We start from the raw sequence: 19036 nt of genomic DNA, 5'->3' as shown, positions 1-19036 counted from the left end.
CGGGGGAGGGCGAGTTGGGGAACTTCAGCCGACGCGCGGGGGCCGGTCACCGGCACCCGTGATCGCTCCTTGCCGTCCGCGGCCTCCGCAGGGCGGGCACCTGCCGGTGGCTGCGCCCTCGGGCCGGCCGGGTGGACCGGCCGCGCGCGTGCGGTGACGCGCTGATGGGTTCACAGGCGCCCACGACCACGATGGCCTCGGTGTTCGTGCTCGCCATCCGTGGCTTGCGGGCAGCACGCCGTCCGTGTGCGACGCCGGAGCGGCGCGGTCGGCACCACTCGCCCACCTCGCCGCGCCGGCGTCCGGGCCGGCCGCTTCTCAGGCCGGGCGGGTGCCGGTCACGACGTGGGCGTAGCGGTCGTCGTCGTACGACAGGCGCGGGGTGAGGCCGCCGCGGCGGAACGCGGCGACGGCGGACGGCGCCTGGTGCTCGCTGGTCTCGACGAGGAGGCAGCCGGCCGGGGCGAGCCAGTGCGCGGCCTCGGCGGCGACGCGGCGCAGGACGTCCAGGCCGTCGCCGCCGCCGTCGAGGGCGACGCGGGGTTCGTGGTCGCGGGCCTCGGCGGGCAGCAGGCCGACCTCGCCGGTGGGGACGTAGGGGACGTTCGCGGCGAGGATGTCGACCCGGCCGCGCAGGGCGTCGGGCAGCGCGGCGAACAGGTCGCCCTCGTGGACGTGGCCGCCGTACGGCGCGAGGTTGGCGCGGGCGCAGGCGACGGCGGCCGGCTCGACGTCGGCGGCGTGCAGTTCCGCCGGTCTCAGGGCCGCCGCGAGGGCCGCGCCGACCGCGCCCGAGCCGCAGCACAGGTCGACGACGACGCGCGCGTGCGGGGCGGTGCGCAGCGCGGTCTCGACCAGGAACTCGGTGCGGCGGCGGGGGACGAAGACGCCGGGGGCGACGGATATCCGCAGCCCCGCGAAGCCGGCCCAGCCGACGACCACTTCGAGGGGTTCACCGGCCGCCCTGCGCTCGACGAGCGCGGTGAGGTCGGCGGGGGTGCGGGCGGCGTCGAGGATCAGCTCCGCCTCGTCCTCGGCGAAGACGCAGCCGGCCGCGCGCAGGGCGGTGACGACGGAGGAACGGACGGAGTCCAGGGAGGTCATGACGGACCGAGGGCCTTTCGGGACGACGAAGGGCGCTCGTACGGTTCCCTACGGTCGGCGGTCCGCGCCGGAACGGAGGGGGAGCACCCGTGCTGACACTGCGGTGATGGGTCCCACCTCCTCGGGTCGTGTGATCGGGGCTGTCGCGATCGGGCGTCACCCTACCTCAAGGGGTGAGGGGCCGGGTCCGCGCATCCGGTTGTACTCTGCAACGAGGAGTGTGAGGAGGTCCGGCGATGGGTTCCGAGGCCGTGGAGACCATCCAGCGGGAGATGACCGCGTTCGCCCGGCGGGCCAGGGCGCATGCCGGGCGTATGCATCCCGAGCTGTCGCTCGTGGCGTTCACGCTGCTCGGGCACCTGGAGGAGAGCGACGGGTGCCGGGCGACGGATCTCGCCGCGCACTACGGGCTCGACAAGTCGACGATCAGCCGGCAGGTGACGGCGCTGGAGCGGGCCGGGCTGATCGAGCGGCGGCCCGATCCGTCCGACATGCGGGTGCAGGCCCTGCACCTCACCGACGCCGGGCGGCGGATCCTCGCGCAGGTCACCGAGAGCCGGCGGGCCGCGTTCCGGGAACGGCTCGACGGGTGGTCGCCGGCCGATCTGGAGCGGTTCGCGGCGTATCTGGTGCGGTACAACGCGGAGGGCGCGCCCCGGCATACGGAGGACGCGCCCCGCGATTCCTCCGTTTCCGCCGTTTCCTCCGAGTTCGGCGGCGGTCGTACGATGGCTTGATCACACCACCCCCCGCCCGCTGGAGTCACCGTGGCCCGTCCCCGCACCGCCGCCCGGACGATCGACCATCCCGACCTGTCCGACGTCACCCTCCAGCAGTTCCTCGAAGCCCTCGCCGACCCGGTCCGCCGCGCGATCGTCTCCCAACTGGCCCGCTCCGCCGAGGACATGAGCTGCGGCACCTTCGACACCCCGGTCTCCCTCTCGACCCGCACCCACCACTTCGGCGTCCTGCGCGAGGCCGGTGTGATCCGCCAGTACTACGTCGGCACGACGAAGTTCAACGCGCTGCGCGCCGACGAGGCGGACGTCCGCTTCCCCGGGCTGCTGAGTGCGCTGCTGGACGCGGTGACCGAGGAGGAGAGTCGCGGGCTGTAACGCGAAGTGCCGTTCCCCGCACGGGTCGTTGGGGCATGCTCGGAGGACGTGCACCCGGCGTCGCAGCGGAGGGGGAACGGAGATGGAACTGTGGACTCAGGAGGAGTTCGGGGAGTCGCACGGGGGATACGCGGGGGCGGTGCTCCCGGACGGGAGTGAACCCAAGCCGGTCTACCTCGACTTCGGGTCCAGCGCGGCGAGCATCGTCGAGACGCGGGAGTGGTGGGCCTACGACGGGCGGCTGTCCCGTCCGCTCACGGTCGGTTTCCGGGGCGCCTGCATGTGCGGCTGGCGCGGGACCGCGTACCCCGTCGACCGCGCGGGCATGTCCTACGACGACCTCGCCGACGTCGACGTCCTGCCCGCCTACGAGGACTGGGGCGAGCACATCGAGGCCGTCGAGCGGCGCACGATCCCCGTCCCCGAGGAGGTCTCCGACACCATCGACCGCCTCCACCTCCAACTCGCCAACCTCGCCGACCAGGCCCCCGTCGCCGCCCTCCGCGCCATCGGCGAACTCGAACGCCTCACCCAGTCCCTGGCCTACGAAGCCGCGTACTCCATCAAGGACGACGAGCCGGAGTGGGAAACCATCGGAGTAGCCCTGGGCCTGGACGCGGACCGCGCCCGCAGGCTGACCCTGCGCTATCTGCTGCGGTCACACGGGTAGGCACGGCAAGCGGCTGCGGACGGAAGAGTTGGGGGCCGAGGGGCGAAAGGGGCTGACGCCGGGGCCGAACGCCGAAGGCGGAGACGAGGGCGGGGACGAGCGGCCGACGGGGCACGGCGGAGCGTGGCGGGGCTGACCTGAGGCCGACGGCCCAGCCCTGCTCCGGGATCGGCGCGCCGGGCACGCCCTGAGGGCGGCGCCCGGCGTCGAGGTCCGGTCGCGTGGGCCCGCAGGGGCGGTTCGGCGTGGGCTGCCGAGCAGCCGCCGGAACACAACTGGCGCTCGCCGAGGCGAACTTGCCCGTAACCCCGACTCGCCCCGCCGCCCCTCATCACACCTCGCCCCTCGCCTCACCGCACCCGCGGGTCTACCCCACCCCCTCGACTCACGCACCCGTCGGCATGCCGAAACCCCGCCCCGCCCCGCGCCCACGACGTCACCGCGCCCCCAACTCACCCCGCCCGTCGACGCGCCTCCCCTCAACCCCTCACCCCCGGCTCCCCACTCCCTCCCGGCTCCCACCGGCCCGCTCACAACACCGCCGCCCCAGCCGGACACCCCCTCCCGCCGGGTCGGCGCCCGCCGACTCGCCTTCCCCTCGCCCCCTTCGGCCCCCCCCAGCCCCCTCAACTCCCCCGCCCCTCGCCTCTCCCCGCCGGCGCCCCCGTCCGCCGGCGTTCCTCCTAACGCGCGTCCAGCGGATGCACCCCCGTCCACCAGTTCCCCGGCGCCTCCGGGTCGCGGCTGGTCCAGTATTCGAGGACGGCGGTGATGAACTCGGTGCGGGAGAGGGTGCCGTTGGAGTCGCGGTCGAGGTGGCGGAAGGCGTTGTCGGCGGTGGGCCGGTCGAGGCCGGGGAAGTGGCCGGTCTGGAAGGCGTAGAACTCGTCGGGGTCGACGGTGCCGTCCCCGTCCGCGTCGGCGACGGAGAGGAAGACCTCGGCGAGCCGGCCGACGGTGGCGAGGGCGGCCTCGGGGTCGTCGGCGAGGCTGTGCGTGGAGGTGATGAACTCCTCGCGGGTCACGGCGTCGGCGCCGCCCGCGAACGGCTGGTGGAGGTCGCGCCAGATCCCGACGTACGCGTCGACGATGGCCCGCTCGGCGTCGGAGCCCTCCTCGTGGCCGAGGGACCGCGCCGAGCGCTGCCCCATGAGGACGTGGTCGTACTCGGTGAGCCGGCCGTCGCCGTCGACGTCGAGGTGGTCGAAGCCGCGAGCGATCTTCACGGTGAGCAGGTCGTCGTTCATCGAAACCCCTTGTCGGAGACGGACGTTGCCATGGATCCCGACCAGGATCACCCGACCGGCCCGGTACGCGCGCGGGGCGGAACGCACCATCACCCCCCGGGAACGAATGTACGAATACCCCGCTCACCCCCGCGGCTCCCCCGTAGTCCCCCGCACCACCAGCTTCGGATCCACCACCGCCTCCCTGGGCTCCAGCCTGTCGTCCTCCAGCCGTTCCACAGCGAACCGCACGGCGTGCTCCGCGAGGAGTGGTGCGTCCTGGCGGACGGTCGTCAGGCCGAGCGGCATCAGGTGGGAGAGGTGGCTGTCGTCGTAGCCGACGATCGACAGGTCGCGGGGGATGTCGAGCCCGCCGCGCGCGAGGGTCATCATCAGGCCCATCGCGCAGCGGTCGTTGCCCGCGAGGACGGCCGTCGGCAGGGCCCGCCCCGCGTCGCGTTCCGCGAGGAGCAGCCGTCCCGCCTCGATGCCGGACGCCTCGGTGTGGTCGCCGGGAAGGATGCGCGGCTCGACCTCCGAACAGTGGCGCCGCATCGCCGCCCGGTAGGCGCGCCTGCGCTCCGCCGAGCCGGGCCCCTTGCCGCCGTCGATGTGGACGATGTCGCGGTGGCCGAGTTCCACGAGGTGGTCCATGGCGAGCCGCACGCCCTTGCCCTCGGCGGTGTGGACGCTGTCGACGCGGGCGTGGGGGACGCGGCGGCCGACGGAGACGGCGACGGTGCGCCGGCCGAGCGCGTCGAGGTCGGCGGGTTCGGCCTCGGTGCCGAGGAGGAGGACGGCCTCGCAGCGGTGGGCGAGCAGCGCCTCGACGGCCTTGCCCTCGCCACGGCCGGGCCCGGTGGCGGAGAGCAGGACGTCGTAGCCGAGGCGTTCGGCCTCGGGGTAGACGCCCTCGACGAGGTCGGCGTGGAAGGTCTGGCGGACGGCCATCAGGACGCCGAGGGTCTTGCTGCGGCCGCGCGCGAGCAGGCGGGCGGCGTTGTCGAGGCGGTAGCCGATCTCGTCGGCGACGCGCAGGACCCGTTCGCGGGTCTCGCGGCTCGCCCCCGGCTGGTCGCGGAAGACGATCGACACGAGCGCCCGGGACACCCCCGCCCGCTGCGCGACGTCCTCCATCGTCGGCCGCTTTCCCGCTGCGCCCACAGTCACCTCCACCACCCTTCGCGGCCCACTGTACGTGGGCCGCGAACTCCGTGACATCTCCCCGTGACGACCTATTGACATGACATTTGCACAGGGTCGATCGTACTCGCTTAGAGCGCTCTAGTAGAGCGCTATAGTCCATCGGAAGGACACGTCATGGCAAAGACGCCGACCTCCCTCCGCGCCACAGCGGACCCGGCAGCGGCCGAGACGGGCGTCGCGCGCAGGCTGCGGGTCGTCACGGTCGTCGCCACGTTCGGCGGGCTGCTCTTCGGCTACGACACGGGCGTCATCAACGGCGCCCTGCCGTACATGAAGGACGACCTGGGCCTGACCCCGTTCACCGAGGGGATGGTGACCAGTTCGCTGCTGCTCGGCGCGGCGCTGGGCGCGGTCGTGGGCGGGCGGCTGTCGGACGCGCGCGGCAGACGGCGGACGATCCTGTGGCTCGCGGTGCTGTTCTTCGCGGGCGCGCTCGGGGCGACGCTGGCGCCGGACACGGCGTCGATGGTGGTGGCCCGGTTCGTGCTGGGGCTCGCGGTCGGCGGGGCGTCGGTGACGGTGCCGGTGTACCTCGCGGAGATCTCGCCCGCCGAGCGGCGCGGGGCGCTGGTCACCCGCAACGAACTCATGATCGTGAGCGGGCAGTTGCTGGCGTTCACGTCGAACGCGGTGATCGCGGACGTCGGCGGCGAGTCGGGCGGCGTGTGGCGGTGGATGCTGGTCGTCGCGACGCTGCCGGCGGTCGTGCTGTGGTTCGGGATGCTGGTGATGCCGGAGAGCCCGCGCTGGCTGGCCTCGCGGACGCGGTTCGCCGAGGCGCTGGACGTGCTGAAACAGGTGCGGGAGCGGCAGCGGGCCGAGGCGGAACTCGCCGAGGTGACCGCGCTGGCCGTGCGGGACGCCGAGCAGCGGCTCGGGGGCTGGCGGGACCTCAGGGCGACGCCCTGGCTGCGGAAGCTGATGCTCGTCGGGTTCGGGATCGCGATCGTGCAGCAGATCACCGGCGTCAACACGATCATGTACTACGGGACGCAGATCCTCACCGACGCCGGGTTCACCTCGGACGGCGCGCTCACCGCGAACATCGCCAACGGGGTGATCTCGGTGCTGGCGACGTTCGTCGGGATCTGGCTGCTGGGGCGGGTGCCGCGCCGGCCGATGCTGATGACCGGTCAGGTGGGGACGATCGCCGCGCTGTTCCTGATCGGGGTGTTCTCGCTGGCGCTGCCCGCCGGGGACGGGCGGGCGTACGCGGTGCTCGCGATGACCGTCACGTTCCTCGCCTTCCAGCAGGGGGCGATCTCGCCGGTGACCTGGCTGATGCTGTCGGAGATCTTCCCGATGCGGATGCGCGGGTTCGGGATGGGGGTCGCGGCGGTCGTGCTGTGGCTGACCAACTTCGTGATCGGGCTCGTCTTCCCGTCCCTGGTCGACGGGATCGGCGTCTCCGCCACGTTCTTCCTCTTCGTCGGCGCGCGCTGCTGCTCGCTCGCGTTCGTCAAGTTCCACGTCCCGGAGACCAAGGGACGCACGCTCGAAACGCTGGAAGCGGAGCTGAAGGCCCGCTACTCCTGACCTCTTGAGGATGTTCACATGACTGTACGTGTAGGTGTCATCGGCGCCGGCTGGATCGGCACGGAGCACATCAGGCGCCTCACCCACACCGTCACCGGGGCGCGGGTCACCGCCGTCACCGACCTCGACGCGGACCGCGCGGCGCGGGCGGCGGGGCCGGTGGGGGCGCGGGTGCTGCCCGACGGGGCGGCCGTCGTCGCGGCCGGTGACGTGGACGCCGTCCTCGTCACCTCCTGGGGGCCGACCCACGCCGGGCACGTCCTGGCGGCGGTCGCGGCGGGCAAGCCGGTGTTCTGCGAGAAGCCGCTCGCCACCACCGCCGAGGACTGTCTGCGGATCGTCGAGGCCGAGCAGGCGCGCGGGCGGCGGCTCGTGCAGGTCGGGTTCATGCGGCGCTACGACGCCGGGTACCGGCAGCTCAAGGAGGTCATCGACGCCGGGCGGATCGGGACGCCACTCATCGTCCACTGCGCGCACCGCAACCCGGGCGTGCCGGACACGTACACCTCCGACATGGCCGCGCTCGACACGGCCGTCCACGAGGTCGACGTGCTGCGCTGGCTGCTGGACGACGAGATCGTCTCCGCGCAGGTCGTCCTGCCGCGCGCCACCCGCCACCGGGCCGCGCATCTCAAGGACCCGCAGATCATGCTGTTCGAGACCGCGAAGGGGGTGCGGATCGACCTGGAGGTCTTCGTCAACTGCCGCTACGGGTACGACATCCAGTGCGAAGCGGTCGGCGAGGAGGGGCTGGCCCGGCTACCCGATCCGGCCGCCGTCGCCGTCCGCGGCGCCGGACAGCACACGACGCCCGTCCCCACCGACTGGGTCGCGCGGTTCCAAGACGCCTTCGACACGGAGTTCCGCGAGTGGATCGCCGGTATCGCCGCCGGCGAGGCGCCTACGGGCCCGTCCGCCTGGGACGGATACGCCGCGACCGCCATCACCACCGCGACCGTCGAGGCCCTGAACTCCGGCGCCGTCGTCACGACCGACCTCAAGCCCCGTCCCGCCTTCTACGGAGGTGCCGCGTGAAGATCGCCCTCGACCCCTACATGTTCCGGGCGCTGCCGGTCGACGAGATGGTGCGGACGGTGGCCGAACTCGGGTACGAGTACATCGAGTTGTCGCCCCGGGACGACTTCATGCCGTTCTTCCGGCATCCCCGGGCGGACGACGGGCGGATCGCGGCGTTGAAGAACTCCCTGCGGGCGCACGGGGTTCGGTTGTCGTCGGTGTTGCCGCTGTACAAGTGGTCGTCGCCGGACGAGGAGGAGCGGCGGGCGGCGGTGCGGTACTGGAAGCGGATGATCGAGATCACCGTGGAGCTGGAATGCCCGTTGATGAACAGTGAGTTCAACGGGCGTCCGGAGCGGGCCGCCGAGAGCGAGGCGGCGTTCTGGCGGTCGCTGGAGGAGCTGCTTCCGCTGTTCGAGCGGGAGGGTGTCGCGCTGAACCTGGAGGCGCATCCGGACGATTTCTGCGAGGAGAACGCCCCGGCGGTCGACCTGGTCCGCGCGATCAACAAGCCGTGGGTGAACTACCTGTACTGCGCGCCGCACACCTTCCATCTGTCGGGCCCCGCCGAGCCGGGTGCGGACATCGCGCGGATGCTGCGTTACGCCGGTGACAGGCTCCAGCACGTCCACATCGCCGACTCCTTCAACCACAAGGGGTCGAGCGGTCTGCGGTACATCCTCAACCCCCCGGGCACCCCGGCCCGTATCCACCAGCACCTCGACATCGGCCAGGGCGAGGTCGACTGGCCCGTCTTCTTCAGCACCCTGCGTGACCTGGGCTTCGACGGCGTCGCCACCGCGTGTGTCTTCGCGTGGGAGGAACGCGCCCACGAGTCCTCGGCGTTCATGCTGGACCGCATCCGCAAGGAGCTGGCGGCCTGACGGCCCCTGAGGCGCCCGGGTCCCACAGAGCCCCGGGCGCCTCACCCTTGTCAGAACCATTGACCTCCGGAGCCGCACGGCCTAGCTTCTGATCGATTTCCCGAACCTTGTCCGATATCCCGGACAACCTACCCCCGCACCGGAGATCGAGAATGAGCCAATACCCCCACCTCTCGCGTCGCGGCCTGCTCGGAATGGGCGCCGCCGTGCCGGCCGCGCTGATGCTGGGCGCCGGAACAGCTCACGCGGCGGATTCGGCGTACGCGATGTGCTACTTCACCGAGTCGACGAACCTGGGGGACGGCACGGACTACGGGCTGCATCTGGCCGTCAGCCGCGACGGGCTGAACTGGACGCCGCTCAACCAGAACAATCCGCTGGTGACACCGACGGCGGGGGCGGGCGGGCTGCGGGATCCGTTCGTCATGCGCAAGCAGGACGGGACGTTCGTCGTGCTGGCGACGGACCTGAAGGGGACGGACTGGAACTACAACAGCCAGTACATCCACGTCTGGGACTCGGCCGACCTGCGGAGCTTCACCGGGTACCGGCGGCTGAAGCTGCACGACATGACCACGCACAGCTGGGCGCCGGAGGCGTTCTGGGACGCGGGGCGCGGGCAGTACGCGGTGATCTACTCGTCGGTGAACGCGAGCGGCCACAACGTCATCATGGTCAACCACACGACGGACTTCGTGACGGCGTCGGCCCCGCAGGTCTTCTTCGACCCGGGCTACGACGTGATCGACGGCGACATGGCGCTCGGCGTGAACGGCTACCACTACCTCTTCTACAAGAAGAACCAGACGCTGGTCAGCGCCCGTTCGACCACCCTGAACCCCGGCAGCTTCACGGAGTACAGCACCGGCGTCGCGCACGGCGGCACCGAGGCACCGACGGTCGTCAAGTCCCTGGCCGGCAGCAACCTTTGGTGGCTGTGGGGCGACACCTACACCCCCAACGGCGTGTTCTACGCCTGGCAGTCGACCAGCCCGGCGACCGGCACCTGGACCCCCCTCGACCAGAGGACGTACACGCAGCCGGTCAACTCCAAGCACTGCGGCATCGTCCCGATCACCTCGGCCGAGCACGACAACCTCCTCGCCCGGTGGGGCGCCCCCGCCTGGAACCGGCTCAAGTCGTACAACTTCCCGGCGCGTTACGTCCGGCACGCGGGCTACGCGGCCCGCATCGACGAGTACCCGATCGAGCCGTACAAGGACTCGCTGTGGACGCTGGTCCCGGGCCTCGCGGACAGCTCCGGCGTCTCCTTCCGCTCGGTCAACAACCCCGACCGCTACCTGCGCCACTACGACTACGCCCTCCGGCTGGACGTCAACGACGGCACGTCGGCGTTCGCCGGGGACGCGACCTTCCACCGCACGGCGGGCCTCGCGGACGCGAGCTGGACGTCGTTCCGCTCGTACAACAACCCGGACCGCTACCTGCGGCACTACAGCTACGCCCTGCGCATCGACCCGATCTCGACGGCGACGGAACGCCAGGACGCGACGTTCCGCGTGGGCTACTGAACAGGAAGAAGGTGCTCCTCGCGGGGCTCGGCGCGGCTGCGGGTGCTGGGGACGGTGGACCAGAACCTCGTGGGCCGCACGACGTGGATCGTCCGTCTCCTGTCCCGCGCCAGCTCCCGCGCGCCCCCGGATCCTGTCGGTCGACGCGCGGTGTGTCCTACGCATGTTCTACGGGGGTGCCGCCGGCCGGCTCGGCAAGATCCGGGCGCCGGCGCCCCGGGAGGAGGAGGCGCCGCGCCCGCTGCCGGTCGGTCCTGCCCCCGGACCCGTCGGGCTGGACGGCGTCGACGAAGGTCTCCTCGCGGCCCTGCACGCGGACGGCCGGGCCTCGCTCGGCAACCAGGTCGAGGCCATGCCGTGGCTGACCGTCGCCCCCTCCGTGCCGGCCGGCGTCGGCCGTGCTCTGGCCGGGCAGGCCGAGGTCAGCTTCGCGGCGGCCGTCACCGGCTCCGCCAACCTCGTCGCCGCGACCCCGCGCCGCAGCGCCGGCGGGGGCGCACGCGGTGGAGACGGCCCTGACGCTGCGCCGGGTCGAGCGGCCCAGCTATGAGCCGGTGCGCTGAACGTGCTGGTCAGCCCGGAGAAGGGGGGCTCGGAGGGCGCTGCTAGGGTGCCCTTCATGCAACCCCGCTGGCTGTCCGCGCAGGAGCAGCGCACCTGGCGCTCGTTCTCCGATCTGAGCCTCGTCCTGGAGGACGCCCTCGACCGGCAGTTGCGGCACGACGCGGGGATGAGCCACCTCAACTACTCGGTGCTGGTGTTCCTGTCGGAGGCGCCCGAGCAGCGGCTGCGGATGACGGACCTGGCCGAAAACCTGCGGATCGCCAGGACCCGGCTCTCGTACACCATCGCCCGGATGGAGGAGGAGGGCTGGGTGCGGCGCGAGGAGTCCCCCGGTGACCGGCGGGCGCAGCTCGCGGTGCTGACCGAGGCGGGGATGACGGCCCTGGAGGAGGCGGCGCCGGGCCATGTGGCCCTCGTCCGTTCCGTCGTCTTCGACCGGTTGACGCCGGAGCAGGCGCGGGCGTTCGGGGAGGCGTGCGCGATCGTCCTCGCGGGGCTGACGGGGCCGGAGCGGCCGGCGCTCGCGGTGGATCTGCCCTGGCGGCGCTGACCGGTTCCTCTCATGAGGTGTCTCACCGGGCCTGCCCTTCTCCAGATATTGCAGATTTGCAGTACCTAGGTCTACAGTCGGCGACGTTGAATCCTCAACCACCCCCCTCGAAGGAGCTGTCATGAGGTTCACCCGCACGGCCGGGGCCACCGCCATCGCGCTCGGCGTCCTCGCCGCGAGCGGCGCGACCGTCGCCATCGCCTCGCCCGAACGCCCCGGTGAGGACGCCCAGTTGCAGAAGCTGTACCGGCAGGCCGTGGCCGAGGGCGGCCGGCTCGTCGTCTACGCCGGCGGCGACAAGCCGGGGCAGGCCGACTACCTCAAGGACGCCTTCGTCAAGAAGTTCCCCAAGATGAAGGTCGACATCGTCGTCGACTTCAGCAAGAACCACGACGCCCGCGTCGACGACCAGGTCGCCGCGCGCCACGTCGTCGCCGACGTCGTCCACCTCCAGACCGTCGACGACTTCCCGCGCTGGAAGAAGGAGGGCGTGCTGGAGAAGTACCGGCCCGTCGGGTGGAACGAGGTCGACAGCCGGATCAAGGACAAGGACGGCTACTACACCGGGCTGTTCTACTTCGCCTTCGCCAACGTGACCGCCACGAAGCTCGGCAGCAAGGCGCCGGTCGAGGCGAAGGACTTCCTCAAGCCCGAGTTCAGGAACAAGCTCGTCTTCACCTACCCCAACGACGACGACGCGGTCCTCTACTACTTCAAGCAGCTCACCGACAAGTACGGCTTCGGGTACCTGGACAAGCTCCTCGCGCAGCACCCGAAGTTCGTGCGCGGCACGCAGGACTCGTCCGACCTGGTCGGCACCGGGGACTACGTCGCCAACTTCGGCAGCGGCGGAAGCGCGAACGGGCTCTCCCAGGTGACCCTCCCGAAGACCTCCCCGTGGGTGGCCTGGCCGCAGACCGGCGCGATCCTCAAGGACGCCCCGCACAAGGCGGCGGCCAAGCTGTACCTGAGCTGGATCCTCTCCAAGGACGCCCAGACCCACGACATCGGCACCTGGTCCGCCCGCACCGACGTCCCCGCCCCGGCCGGCCGCAAGGGCATCTTCGACTACGCCAACATGAACCCCCTCGGCCTCGGCGAGTTCATGAGCGACCGCACCGCCCTCGACCGCTACAAGGCCCGCATCAACCTCTACGTCGGCGACGTCCAGGGCGTGAACCCCTCGGACCCGGAAAACGTCCTCGGCCTGCGCCCGGTGAACCAGAACGGCACCCAGGGCTGAGCCGGGGCGGGGGGGCGGGGAGCGTGTCCCCCGGCGGGGCGGCCTCGGGCGTAGCGGCCATGGGCGGCGTCCCTGGCCCGGGCGCCGCGCGGCGGAATCTCGTCCCCGGAGTGGACATGGCGTCCCTCCAGGTGATGTGACGGTGCCGGCCGTGGGCCGCGGCCCGGAAGGAGAGCGGCGGCTGCCTGCCTGCCGCCCCGTCGCGACGCGTGCCGCTCCCGGACGTCAGCGCCCCGGGCGACGCGCCGGCGACAGCACCGGCGTGGCGGTTGTGGGCGGCAGCTCTGACGCAGGCCACGGGCGGCGGGCCCGGTAGGACCCGGTGCGCGCTGTGGCCGGCAGGGGCTGTCCCCGGTGTCTGCTGTGCTCCCCGGCGTGCGCCGTCCCCGTCGCCGTGCTGACCTGGAGTCGAGCACGTCGCGTCTGCGGCGGTGTACCGAGTCCAGATCCGACGGAGGAGCATGAGCCCCGAGTCTCCGGCGCCTGTCGCGGGTGCCACGGTCCGTGCGGTGTCGCTGGTGCGGAAGCCGAAGCTGTGGCTGTTGCCGACGCTGCTCAGCACGGTGCTGGCGTTTTTGTTGTCGCTGCTCTACATGGGCGGCATCGTGAGCCCGAACAAGCACCTGCACGATCTACCGATCGCCCTGGTCAACGCGGACCGGGGCAGCCCTCCGGCGGGGCAGCCGGCGAACCTGGGCACCCAGGTCGCCGACGCGATCAGAAAGGCCCCCGGCGACCAGGCCGAGTGGCGGTCGCTGACGCGCGCGCAGGCCCAGGACGAGCTGGACAGCGGCAAGGTGTACGGCGCGCTGGTGATCCCGGCCGACTTCACCGACCGCACGCTGGCCCTGACCAGGGCCGGCGCGACGGCCCGCCCGACGCTGACGGTCCTCACCAACCCCGGCAAGGGCAGCCTCGGCTCCAGCCTCGCGAGCCGGATCTCGACGACGGCGGCGCAGCAGGCGTCGCTGACGATCGGCAAGCGGCTCACGTCGGCCGCCGGGGCGGGCGCGGACGGGACGGCGGGGCTGCTGCTCGCCGACCCCGTGCGGATCGACACCCGGGTCGGTCACCCGATCGGCGACCACAGCGGCATCGGGCTGACGGCGTTCTACTACGCGCTGCTGCTGATCCTCGCGGGCTTCATGGGCGGCAACGTGATCCACTCCGGCGTCGACGGCGCCCTCGGCTACGCCGACATCGAGATGGGCCCGATGCACACCCGCCGCCCGACCGTCGGTATCGACCGCACCCAGACGCTGCTGCTGAAGATGCTGATGACGGCCGGCATCACCGTGCTCAGCTCGTCGCTGGTGATGCTGGCGTGCGTCGCGGTCCTCGGCATCGACGCCTCCCACCTGCCGCTGCTGTGGGTGTTCTCGTACTGCGCGACGCTCGCCGTCGGCCTCGGCGTGCAGGCGATCAACGCGGCGTTCGGCGGGATCGGGCAGCTCGTCGCGATGTTCGTGTTCATCGTGTTGGGCCTGCCGTCGTCCGGCACGACCGTCCCGCTCCAGGCCGTGCCCGGCTTCTACAGGTTCCTGTCGCACTTCGAGCCGATGCGCCAGCTCGGCGACGGGGTGCGGGCCATCCTCTACTTCGACGCGCGCGGCGACGCCGGCCTCGGCCGCGCCTGGCTGATGATCGCCGTCGGGTTCGTGGTGTCGCTGCTGTTCGGCTTCGCGATGACCCGCTACTACGACCGCAAGGGCCACAAGAGGTACACGCCGCAGCCCCAGTGACCTACGCGGCGTGCCGGTCCGCCAGCGCCTTCGCCTTGCTCGCCGCCTCGTCGAGGGCGCGGGCCCTGGACTCCTCGAAGAGGTGCAGGAACGGGGCGAGCGCCGGGTTGTGCGGGGCCATGGTCAGCTCCGGCACGATGAAGTCGACGTCCAGTCCGAGCGCTTCGGTGAGGACGGCGGCCAGATAGTTCCGCACGTACTCGAACGACTCGCGCGGCGTGCCCGGCGCGTACGAGCCGCCCCGGCTCGCGACGACCGTGACGGGGGTCCCCTTCGCCGACGGGGTCTCCCCGGCCGTCCGCCCGAAGAGGATCACGCTGTCCAGCCACGCCTTCAGGGTCGAGGGGATCGTGTAGTTGTACATCGGCGCCCCGATGACGACCGCGTCCGCCCGCTCCAACTCCTCGATCAGCACGAGGCGTTCGGCGAACGCGGCGGCCTCGCCGGGGGTGTGGCGGGCGGGGTCGGTGGACTCGGCGGTGTACGCCTCACCGGTGAGGTGCGGCACCGGCGAGGCCGCCAGGTCGCGGTGCACGACCGTGCCGTCGGGGTGCTGCTCCAGCCAGGCCCGCCGGAACGCGTCCGTGACGGCACGCGACGCGGAGACCCCGGCGGGCTGGAGCGAGGAGTCGATGTGCAACAAGGTGGCCATGGGGAGGTCTCCGGGAGGGTCAGGGGTGACGTCCGTCCAGGGAACCAGTCCGGGCCGTGCCGTGCCGCGAGGTGCGCACCGACTTTGTCACCTCGCGTCCCGGTCAGTTTCTGCGGTCGGTGAGCCTCCACTCCTGGGAGCCGTCGGTGGCGGACTTCTGCAGGGTCAGCGGGGCGCCGGGCGTGGCGCCGGTCAGGTACAGCTCCGGGTTCTTGGCGGACTGAAGGCGGTAGTAGCCGTTTCCGGCGTCCACCAGGTTCCAGGTGCCGCGCGGGCTGTCGTCCACCCACTGCCCGATCCGCTGGCCCTCGGTCGCGTTGCCGGTCCAGATCGCCGCCGCGCGCCCGCCGGAGCGGTTCAACAGGGTCGCCCCGCCCTGCGGGGCCGTCACGACGTGCCAGTACTGGGTGTCCGGGTCGCTGGTGGCGCCGGGGGTTTCGAGGCGGACGTCGGGGACGTCTCCGTTGCCGAGGTTCGCGTCGTTGGTCCTGCCGCCGGTGCCGATGACCTGGCCGGTCCTGCGGTTCGTCAGCCGGTGGTAGGCGCCGGCCGAGCGGCCGAGGTCGACCTCGGCGTAGGCGAGCGTCGACGTGCCCTGGTTGCGCAGGATCACGACGCGCCCGGTGACGGCGTCGTACTGGAGGTTGCGGCTGTAACCGGGGCCCAGTGTGGTCTGGTACTCCTTCCAGACGCCGCCGCTGCGCCCGCTCGCGTTGACCCAGACGCTCCCGCTGCCCGCCGCGTTGTAGACGAGCCGGCCGTCCTGGAGGCGGATCAGCACCGGGCTGCCGCCCATCGCGAGGGGTCGCGAACCGGCGTCCACGGGAAGGGAGTCGACGCCCTCGCCGACGGGCGAGCCCTTGAAGAACTCCAGCGGGCTGTTCGCGATCCGGTAGCGGGTGTTGGCGCCGCCGCCCCAGTACTCGTACGTCAGCAGCCACTTGCCGTCGGTCGTCGGGACGACGTTGGTCATGCCGGGGCGCCCGCCGCCGATGCCCCCGGCGCCGGTGAGGCCGGCGATGTCGACGACCGGCTTGCTCCACGCCGCCGAACGCCCGTCCCACGTACGGTGGGCGAGGATCTGGCCGTGCGAGTCCGGGCCGGTGTCGTTGGCCGGGTCGAGGACGGGGACGCCGGTGGCGGGGTCGAAGCCGGTGTGGTCGTTCTCGTCGGAGTAGAAGCAGACCAGCTTGCCCTGATACACCATCAGGTACGGCTCCCACAGCGGATCGACCTGGCGGGTCGTGTTCGCGGCGGCGACGTTCTGCCCGACCGCGCCCGCGCTCCCGCCCTGCCAGCCGCCCGTGGCTACGATGTTGACGACCCGCCAGCTCACGCCGCCGTCATTACTCGCGTACAGGGCGATCGCCAGGTCGCTGCGGTCACCGTCGTTGGACGGCGTCCAGGCGGGGTCGGCGGCCTTGTGCTCCTTGTAGTACGCGTCGTCGCCGGAGACGACCGTCGCCATCAGCAGCGTGCCGCGCCGCAGCGCGCCCACGTCCTGCGGCAGGACGTACAGGTACGGGTTGGTCCAATTGCTGGTGTACTTCGGGTAGTTGCCGAGGTAGGCCGGGGCCTTCACCTCGGACAGCGGCTGCCAGCTCGTGCCGTGGTCGTCGCTCTTGTAGACCGGGATGGTCTGCCCGTCGGCGCTGCCGGACGCCGGCACGACCGTGGACTTCTCGAACGCCGCGACCAGCCGACCGCTCGGCAACTGGGCCGACTTGGGGTAGATCGCACAGTTCCCCCGCCCCTTCAGGCAAGGCTCGGACCCGAGTTGGTACAGGATGCCGCCGGTCGGGTTGTAGGCGTGGGCGGTTGCCGCCGGTATCGCCAGCAGGGCGGTCGCGGCGCTCAGGACGCCGAGTCTCTTCAGCATGTCTTTCCCTCCACGAACACGCGCACGTCCCATGCGCCCAACTCGGCCGTCTCGCCCAGGGCTTGGCCGCTGAGCACGTCCGTCAGCCCGGCCGGCGCCGACAGGCTCACCGGCTCCCAGGCCCAGTTGTGGACGACGTACACGCGCCGCCCGTCCGGTGCCGTCCCGCTCGTCACCGTGATCGACGCGGGCAACTCGCCCCATCCGTGCCGGGGTTCGGGCGCCAGCCATTCGGCGAGGGCGCGCGCCAGCTCCCGTCCGGGGACGGTGCCCACGCAGGTGACCCGGCCCGCGCCGTGCCGCCGGGTGGTGATGGCCGGCCAGCGGCCGAAGTGCGGGTGCTCGTACCCGGCGAGGATGTCGGCGCCGTCCACCGTCAGCCCGTCCGCCCAGCGTGTCGCCGTCGCGCCCGCCGGGATCCCGAGCGGCCCGCCGGGGGTGACGGGCACCTCGGCGAGGAGGTTGCTGAACTCGTCGTAGGACACCCCGGCGGCCTCCGCGAGCTTCGCGGGCGCGCGGTCGGTGCGGGCGCGGGCCTCCTCGTCGGCGTAGCCGGTGCGGGGGCCGAGGACGAGGTGGCCGCCCGCCTCGGCGTACGCGGCGAGCCAGTCCAGGGTGGAGTCGGCGGCGAGGTAGAGGGCGGGCACGACGAGCACCGGGTGCTGCCGGGCCGCCTCCCGCGGGGTGGGTCCGGGGCGTTCGCCGTCGGGGTCGTGCAACTGGCGTGCGTGGACGATGCGCACCTGCCGGCCGGCGTCGAACGCGCCCTGGTAGAAGGGGTCGAGGATGCCGTGGTAGGCGGCCGGGTCGGGTTCGCCGTCGGGCGTGGCGAGCGGCGGGTACTTCTGCATCAGCCACTTGCTGGGCGTCGAGTAGACGATCGTGAGGTCGGCGTCGGGCGTGAGGCCCACGACGAGGTCGCCGGCCGTGTCGAACTCCTCGCCGAGGCGGGCGAGTTCGGCGTAGGTGCGGCCGGGTTTGCCGGTGTGCGGCAGGACGCCGCCCCAGTAGGTCTCGGCGCCGAAGTGCAGGGTGTGCCAGTGCCAGTACTCGATCATGCGGGCGCCCCGGGCGACCAGCGCCCAGGCGGCCTGGCGCCACTGGCCGTCGTAGGCGGGGCGGTTGTCCCAGGGGAAGCCGATCGAGGAGGCGTTGGTCTCGGTGACGAGGAACGGCGCCTGGCGTGAGGAGAACATCCAGTCGGCGGTCTGGTAGAGGGCCCGGACGCCGGTCGTCTGCCACTTCTGGTGGTGGTCGGCGGGGTCGGGCAGGCGCAGGCCGTCCTGCATCGCGTAGTAGGGGTTGCCGGCGGCGATGTCGAGGCGGTCGGTCAGCTCGTCGTCCTCGACCGCCGGGCGGGTGTAGGAGATACAGGTGGTGACGAACTGTTCGGGGCGCGCGTACTCGCGGACGATGTCGGCCTGCCAGCCGATGAACTCGGTGACCTGGCGGGCCTGGAACTCCCGCCAGGCGACGTCGTACTGGGGCTGCGCGTTGCCGTCGGGGGTCCACAGGTCGGCCCAGGTGGACAGGCGGTGCGACCAGTAGACGAGGCCCCACTCACGGTTCAGGGTCTCGACGTCGCCGTACTTCAGCCGCAGATGGTCGGTGAAGCGCTCGAACACGCCCCGGTTGTGCAGGAGTTCGTTGCCGGGTTCGTTGTCGACCTGGAAGCCGATGACGGCCGGGTGGCTCGCGTAGCGGGCGGTGATGCGGCGGATGATCCGCTCGGCGTGGAAGCGGAACGCCGGGTGGGTGAAGTCGACTTCCTGCCGGGCGCCCCAGCCGATGCGCTCGCCCGTGCGGCGTTCGCCGGCGATCTCGGGGTACTGGCGGGCCAGCCACGGGGGGACGGCGTAGGTGGGGGTGCCGAGGACGACGGCGATGCCGCGTTCGTGGGCGCCGTCCAGGACCGGTTGGAGCCAGTCGAGGTCGAAGACGCCGTTCTCGGGCTCCCAGGTCGACCAGACGGACTCGCCGACGCGGATCACCGTGAACTTCGCCTCGGCCATGAGGTCGAGGTCGGTCTTGAGGCGGTCCTCGGTGAGGTCGTAGGGCTGGTACTCGTGGTAGTAGGCGGCGCCGAACAGGACGCGGGCGGGATACTCCGCCATGA

Annotated in this window: 17 protein-coding genes; 11 read left to right on the top strand and 6 right to left on the bottom strand. The window is 72.0% G+C overall.

The genetic code is table 11. The annotated features are described in order from the left end of the window. Nucleotides 1-318: 318 nt before the first annotated feature. Nucleotides 319-1104, bottom strand: a complete 786-nt coding sequence (locus IAG44_RS35760) for a putative protein N(5)-glutamine methyltransferase (RefSeq protein ID WP_187751212.1) — start codon at nt 1102-1104, stop codon at nt 319-321. Between the two features lie 236 nt (nt 1105-1340). Here IAG44_RS35760 and IAG44_RS35755 point away from each other — a divergent pair, with 236 nt between their 5' ends. The 3 genes from IAG44_RS35755 (at nt 1341) to IAG44_RS35745 (ending at nt 2889) form a co-directional block, all read left to right on the top strand. Then, on the top strand, nt 1341-1841 hold the full coding sequence (locus tag IAG44_RS35755; RefSeq protein WP_187751211.1) for a MarR family winged helix-turn-helix transcriptional regulator: 501 nt from the start codon (nt 1341-1343) through the stop codon (nt 1839-1841). A gap of 30 nt (nt 1842-1871) precedes the next feature. Beyond that, nucleotides 1872-2219, top strand: coding sequence for an ArsR/SmtB family transcription factor (locus IAG44_RS35750; protein WP_187751210.1), 348 nt, complete (start codon nt 1872-1874; stop codon nt 2217-2219). Between the two features lie 82 nt (nt 2220-2301). Then, nucleotides 2302-2889 (top strand): hypothetical protein, encoded by a 588-nt coding sequence (locus IAG44_RS35745; RefSeq protein ID WP_187751209.1) that lies wholly within the window; start codon nt 2302-2304, stop codon nt 2887-2889. 683 nt (nt 2890-3572) lie between these two features. On the opposite strand, the gene IAG44_RS35740 is transcribed toward IAG44_RS35745, so the two are convergent. Both IAG44_RS35740 and IAG44_RS35735 read right to left on the bottom strand, forming a co-directional pair. Continuing rightward, on the bottom strand, nt 3573-4136 hold the full coding sequence (locus IAG44_RS35740; RefSeq protein WP_187751208.1) for an EF-hand domain-containing protein: 564 nt from the start codon (nt 4134-4136) through the stop codon (nt 3573-3575). A gap of 123 nt (nt 4137-4259) precedes the next feature. Further along, on the bottom strand, nt 4260-5252 hold the full coding sequence (locus IAG44_RS35735) for a LacI family DNA-binding transcriptional regulator (protein WP_187752992.1): 993 nt from the start codon (nt 5250-5252) through the stop codon (nt 4260-4262). 183 nt (nt 5253-5435) lie between these two features. On the opposite strand from IAG44_RS35735, the gene IAG44_RS35730 reads away from it, so the two are divergent. From IAG44_RS35730 to IAG44_RS35695, 8 genes are all read left to right on the top strand, one after another. Further along, nucleotides 5436-6857 (top strand): sugar porter family MFS transporter, encoded by a 1422-nt coding sequence (locus IAG44_RS35730; protein ID WP_187751207.1) that lies wholly within the window; start codon nt 5436-5438, stop codon nt 6855-6857. Nucleotides 6858-6875: 18 nt separating this feature from the next. Continuing rightward, on the top strand, nt 6876-7892 hold the full coding sequence (locus tag IAG44_RS35725; protein WP_187751206.1) for a Gfo/Idh/MocA family protein: 1017 nt from the start codon (nt 6876-6878) through the stop codon (nt 7890-7892). Next, nucleotides 7889-8758: a sugar phosphate isomerase/epimerase family protein gene (locus IAG44_RS35720; RefSeq protein ID WP_187751205.1), complete on the top strand. Its 870-nt coding sequence runs from the start codon at nt 7889-7891 to the stop codon at nt 8756-8758. Before IAG44_RS35725 ends, IAG44_RS35720 begins: the two co-directional genes overlap by 4 nt. Nucleotides 8759-8910: 152 nt before the next feature. Then, complete coding sequence (locus IAG44_RS35715; RefSeq protein WP_187751204.1) at nt 8911-10290, top strand: glycoside hydrolase family 43 protein; 1380 nt, start codon at nt 8911-8913, stop codon at nt 10288-10290. Between the two features lie 163 nt (nt 10291-10453). Next, entirely contained in the window at nt 10454-10840 is a 387-nt protein-coding gene (locus IAG44_RS35710; RefSeq protein ID WP_187751203.1) for a hypothetical protein, read from the top strand. A 69-nt stretch (nt 10841-10909) separates the two neighbouring features. Continuing rightward, entirely contained in the window at nt 10910-11404 is a 495-nt protein-coding gene (locus tag IAG44_RS35705; RefSeq protein ID WP_187751202.1) for a MarR family winged helix-turn-helix transcriptional regulator, read from the top strand. A 121-nt stretch (nt 11405-11525) separates the two neighbouring features. Further along, nucleotides 11526-12647: an extracellular solute-binding protein gene (locus IAG44_RS35700; RefSeq protein ID WP_187751201.1), complete on the top strand. Its 1122-nt coding sequence runs from the start codon at nt 11526-11528 to the stop codon at nt 12645-12647. Nucleotides 12648-13108: 461 nt separating this feature from the next. Beyond that, a complete protein-coding gene (locus IAG44_RS35695; protein ID WP_187751200.1) occupies nt 13109-14389 on the top strand; it encodes a YhgE/Pip domain-containing protein in 1281 nt (426 codons plus the stop codon). Nucleotide 14390: 1 nt separating this feature from the next. Here the strand turns inward: IAG44_RS35695 and IAG44_RS35690 are convergent, their stop codons facing one another. The 3 genes from IAG44_RS35690 to IAG44_RS35680 all read right to left on the bottom strand — a co-directional run bounded on the left by IAG44_RS35690 (nt 14391) and on the right by IAG44_RS35680 (nt 19034). Then, a complete protein-coding gene (locus tag IAG44_RS35690; RefSeq protein WP_187751199.1) occupies nt 14391-15041 on the bottom strand; it encodes an FMN-dependent NADH-azoreductase in 651 nt (216 codons plus the stop codon). A 103-nt stretch (nt 15042-15144) separates the two neighbouring features. After that, complete coding sequence (locus IAG44_RS35685) at nt 15145-16920, bottom strand: RICIN domain-containing protein (protein WP_187751198.1); 1776 nt, start codon at nt 16918-16920, stop codon at nt 15145-15147. Further along, a complete protein-coding gene (locus tag IAG44_RS35680; RefSeq protein WP_187751197.1) occupies nt 16914-19034 on the bottom strand; it encodes a beta-galactosidase in 2121 nt (706 codons plus the stop codon). Before IAG44_RS35680 ends, IAG44_RS35685 begins: the two co-directional genes overlap by 7 nt. Nucleotides 19035-19036: the final 2 nt, after the last annotated feature.

Origin of the sequence: Streptomyces roseirectus (assembly GCF_014489635.1) — a bacterium.
Taxonomy (GTDB): Bacteria; Actinomycetota; Actinomycetes; order Streptomycetales; family Streptomycetaceae; genus Streptomyces; species Streptomyces roseirectus.
Note: the sequence above shows the minus strand (reverse complement) of the source record. Positions and strands in the feature narration are given on the sequence as shown.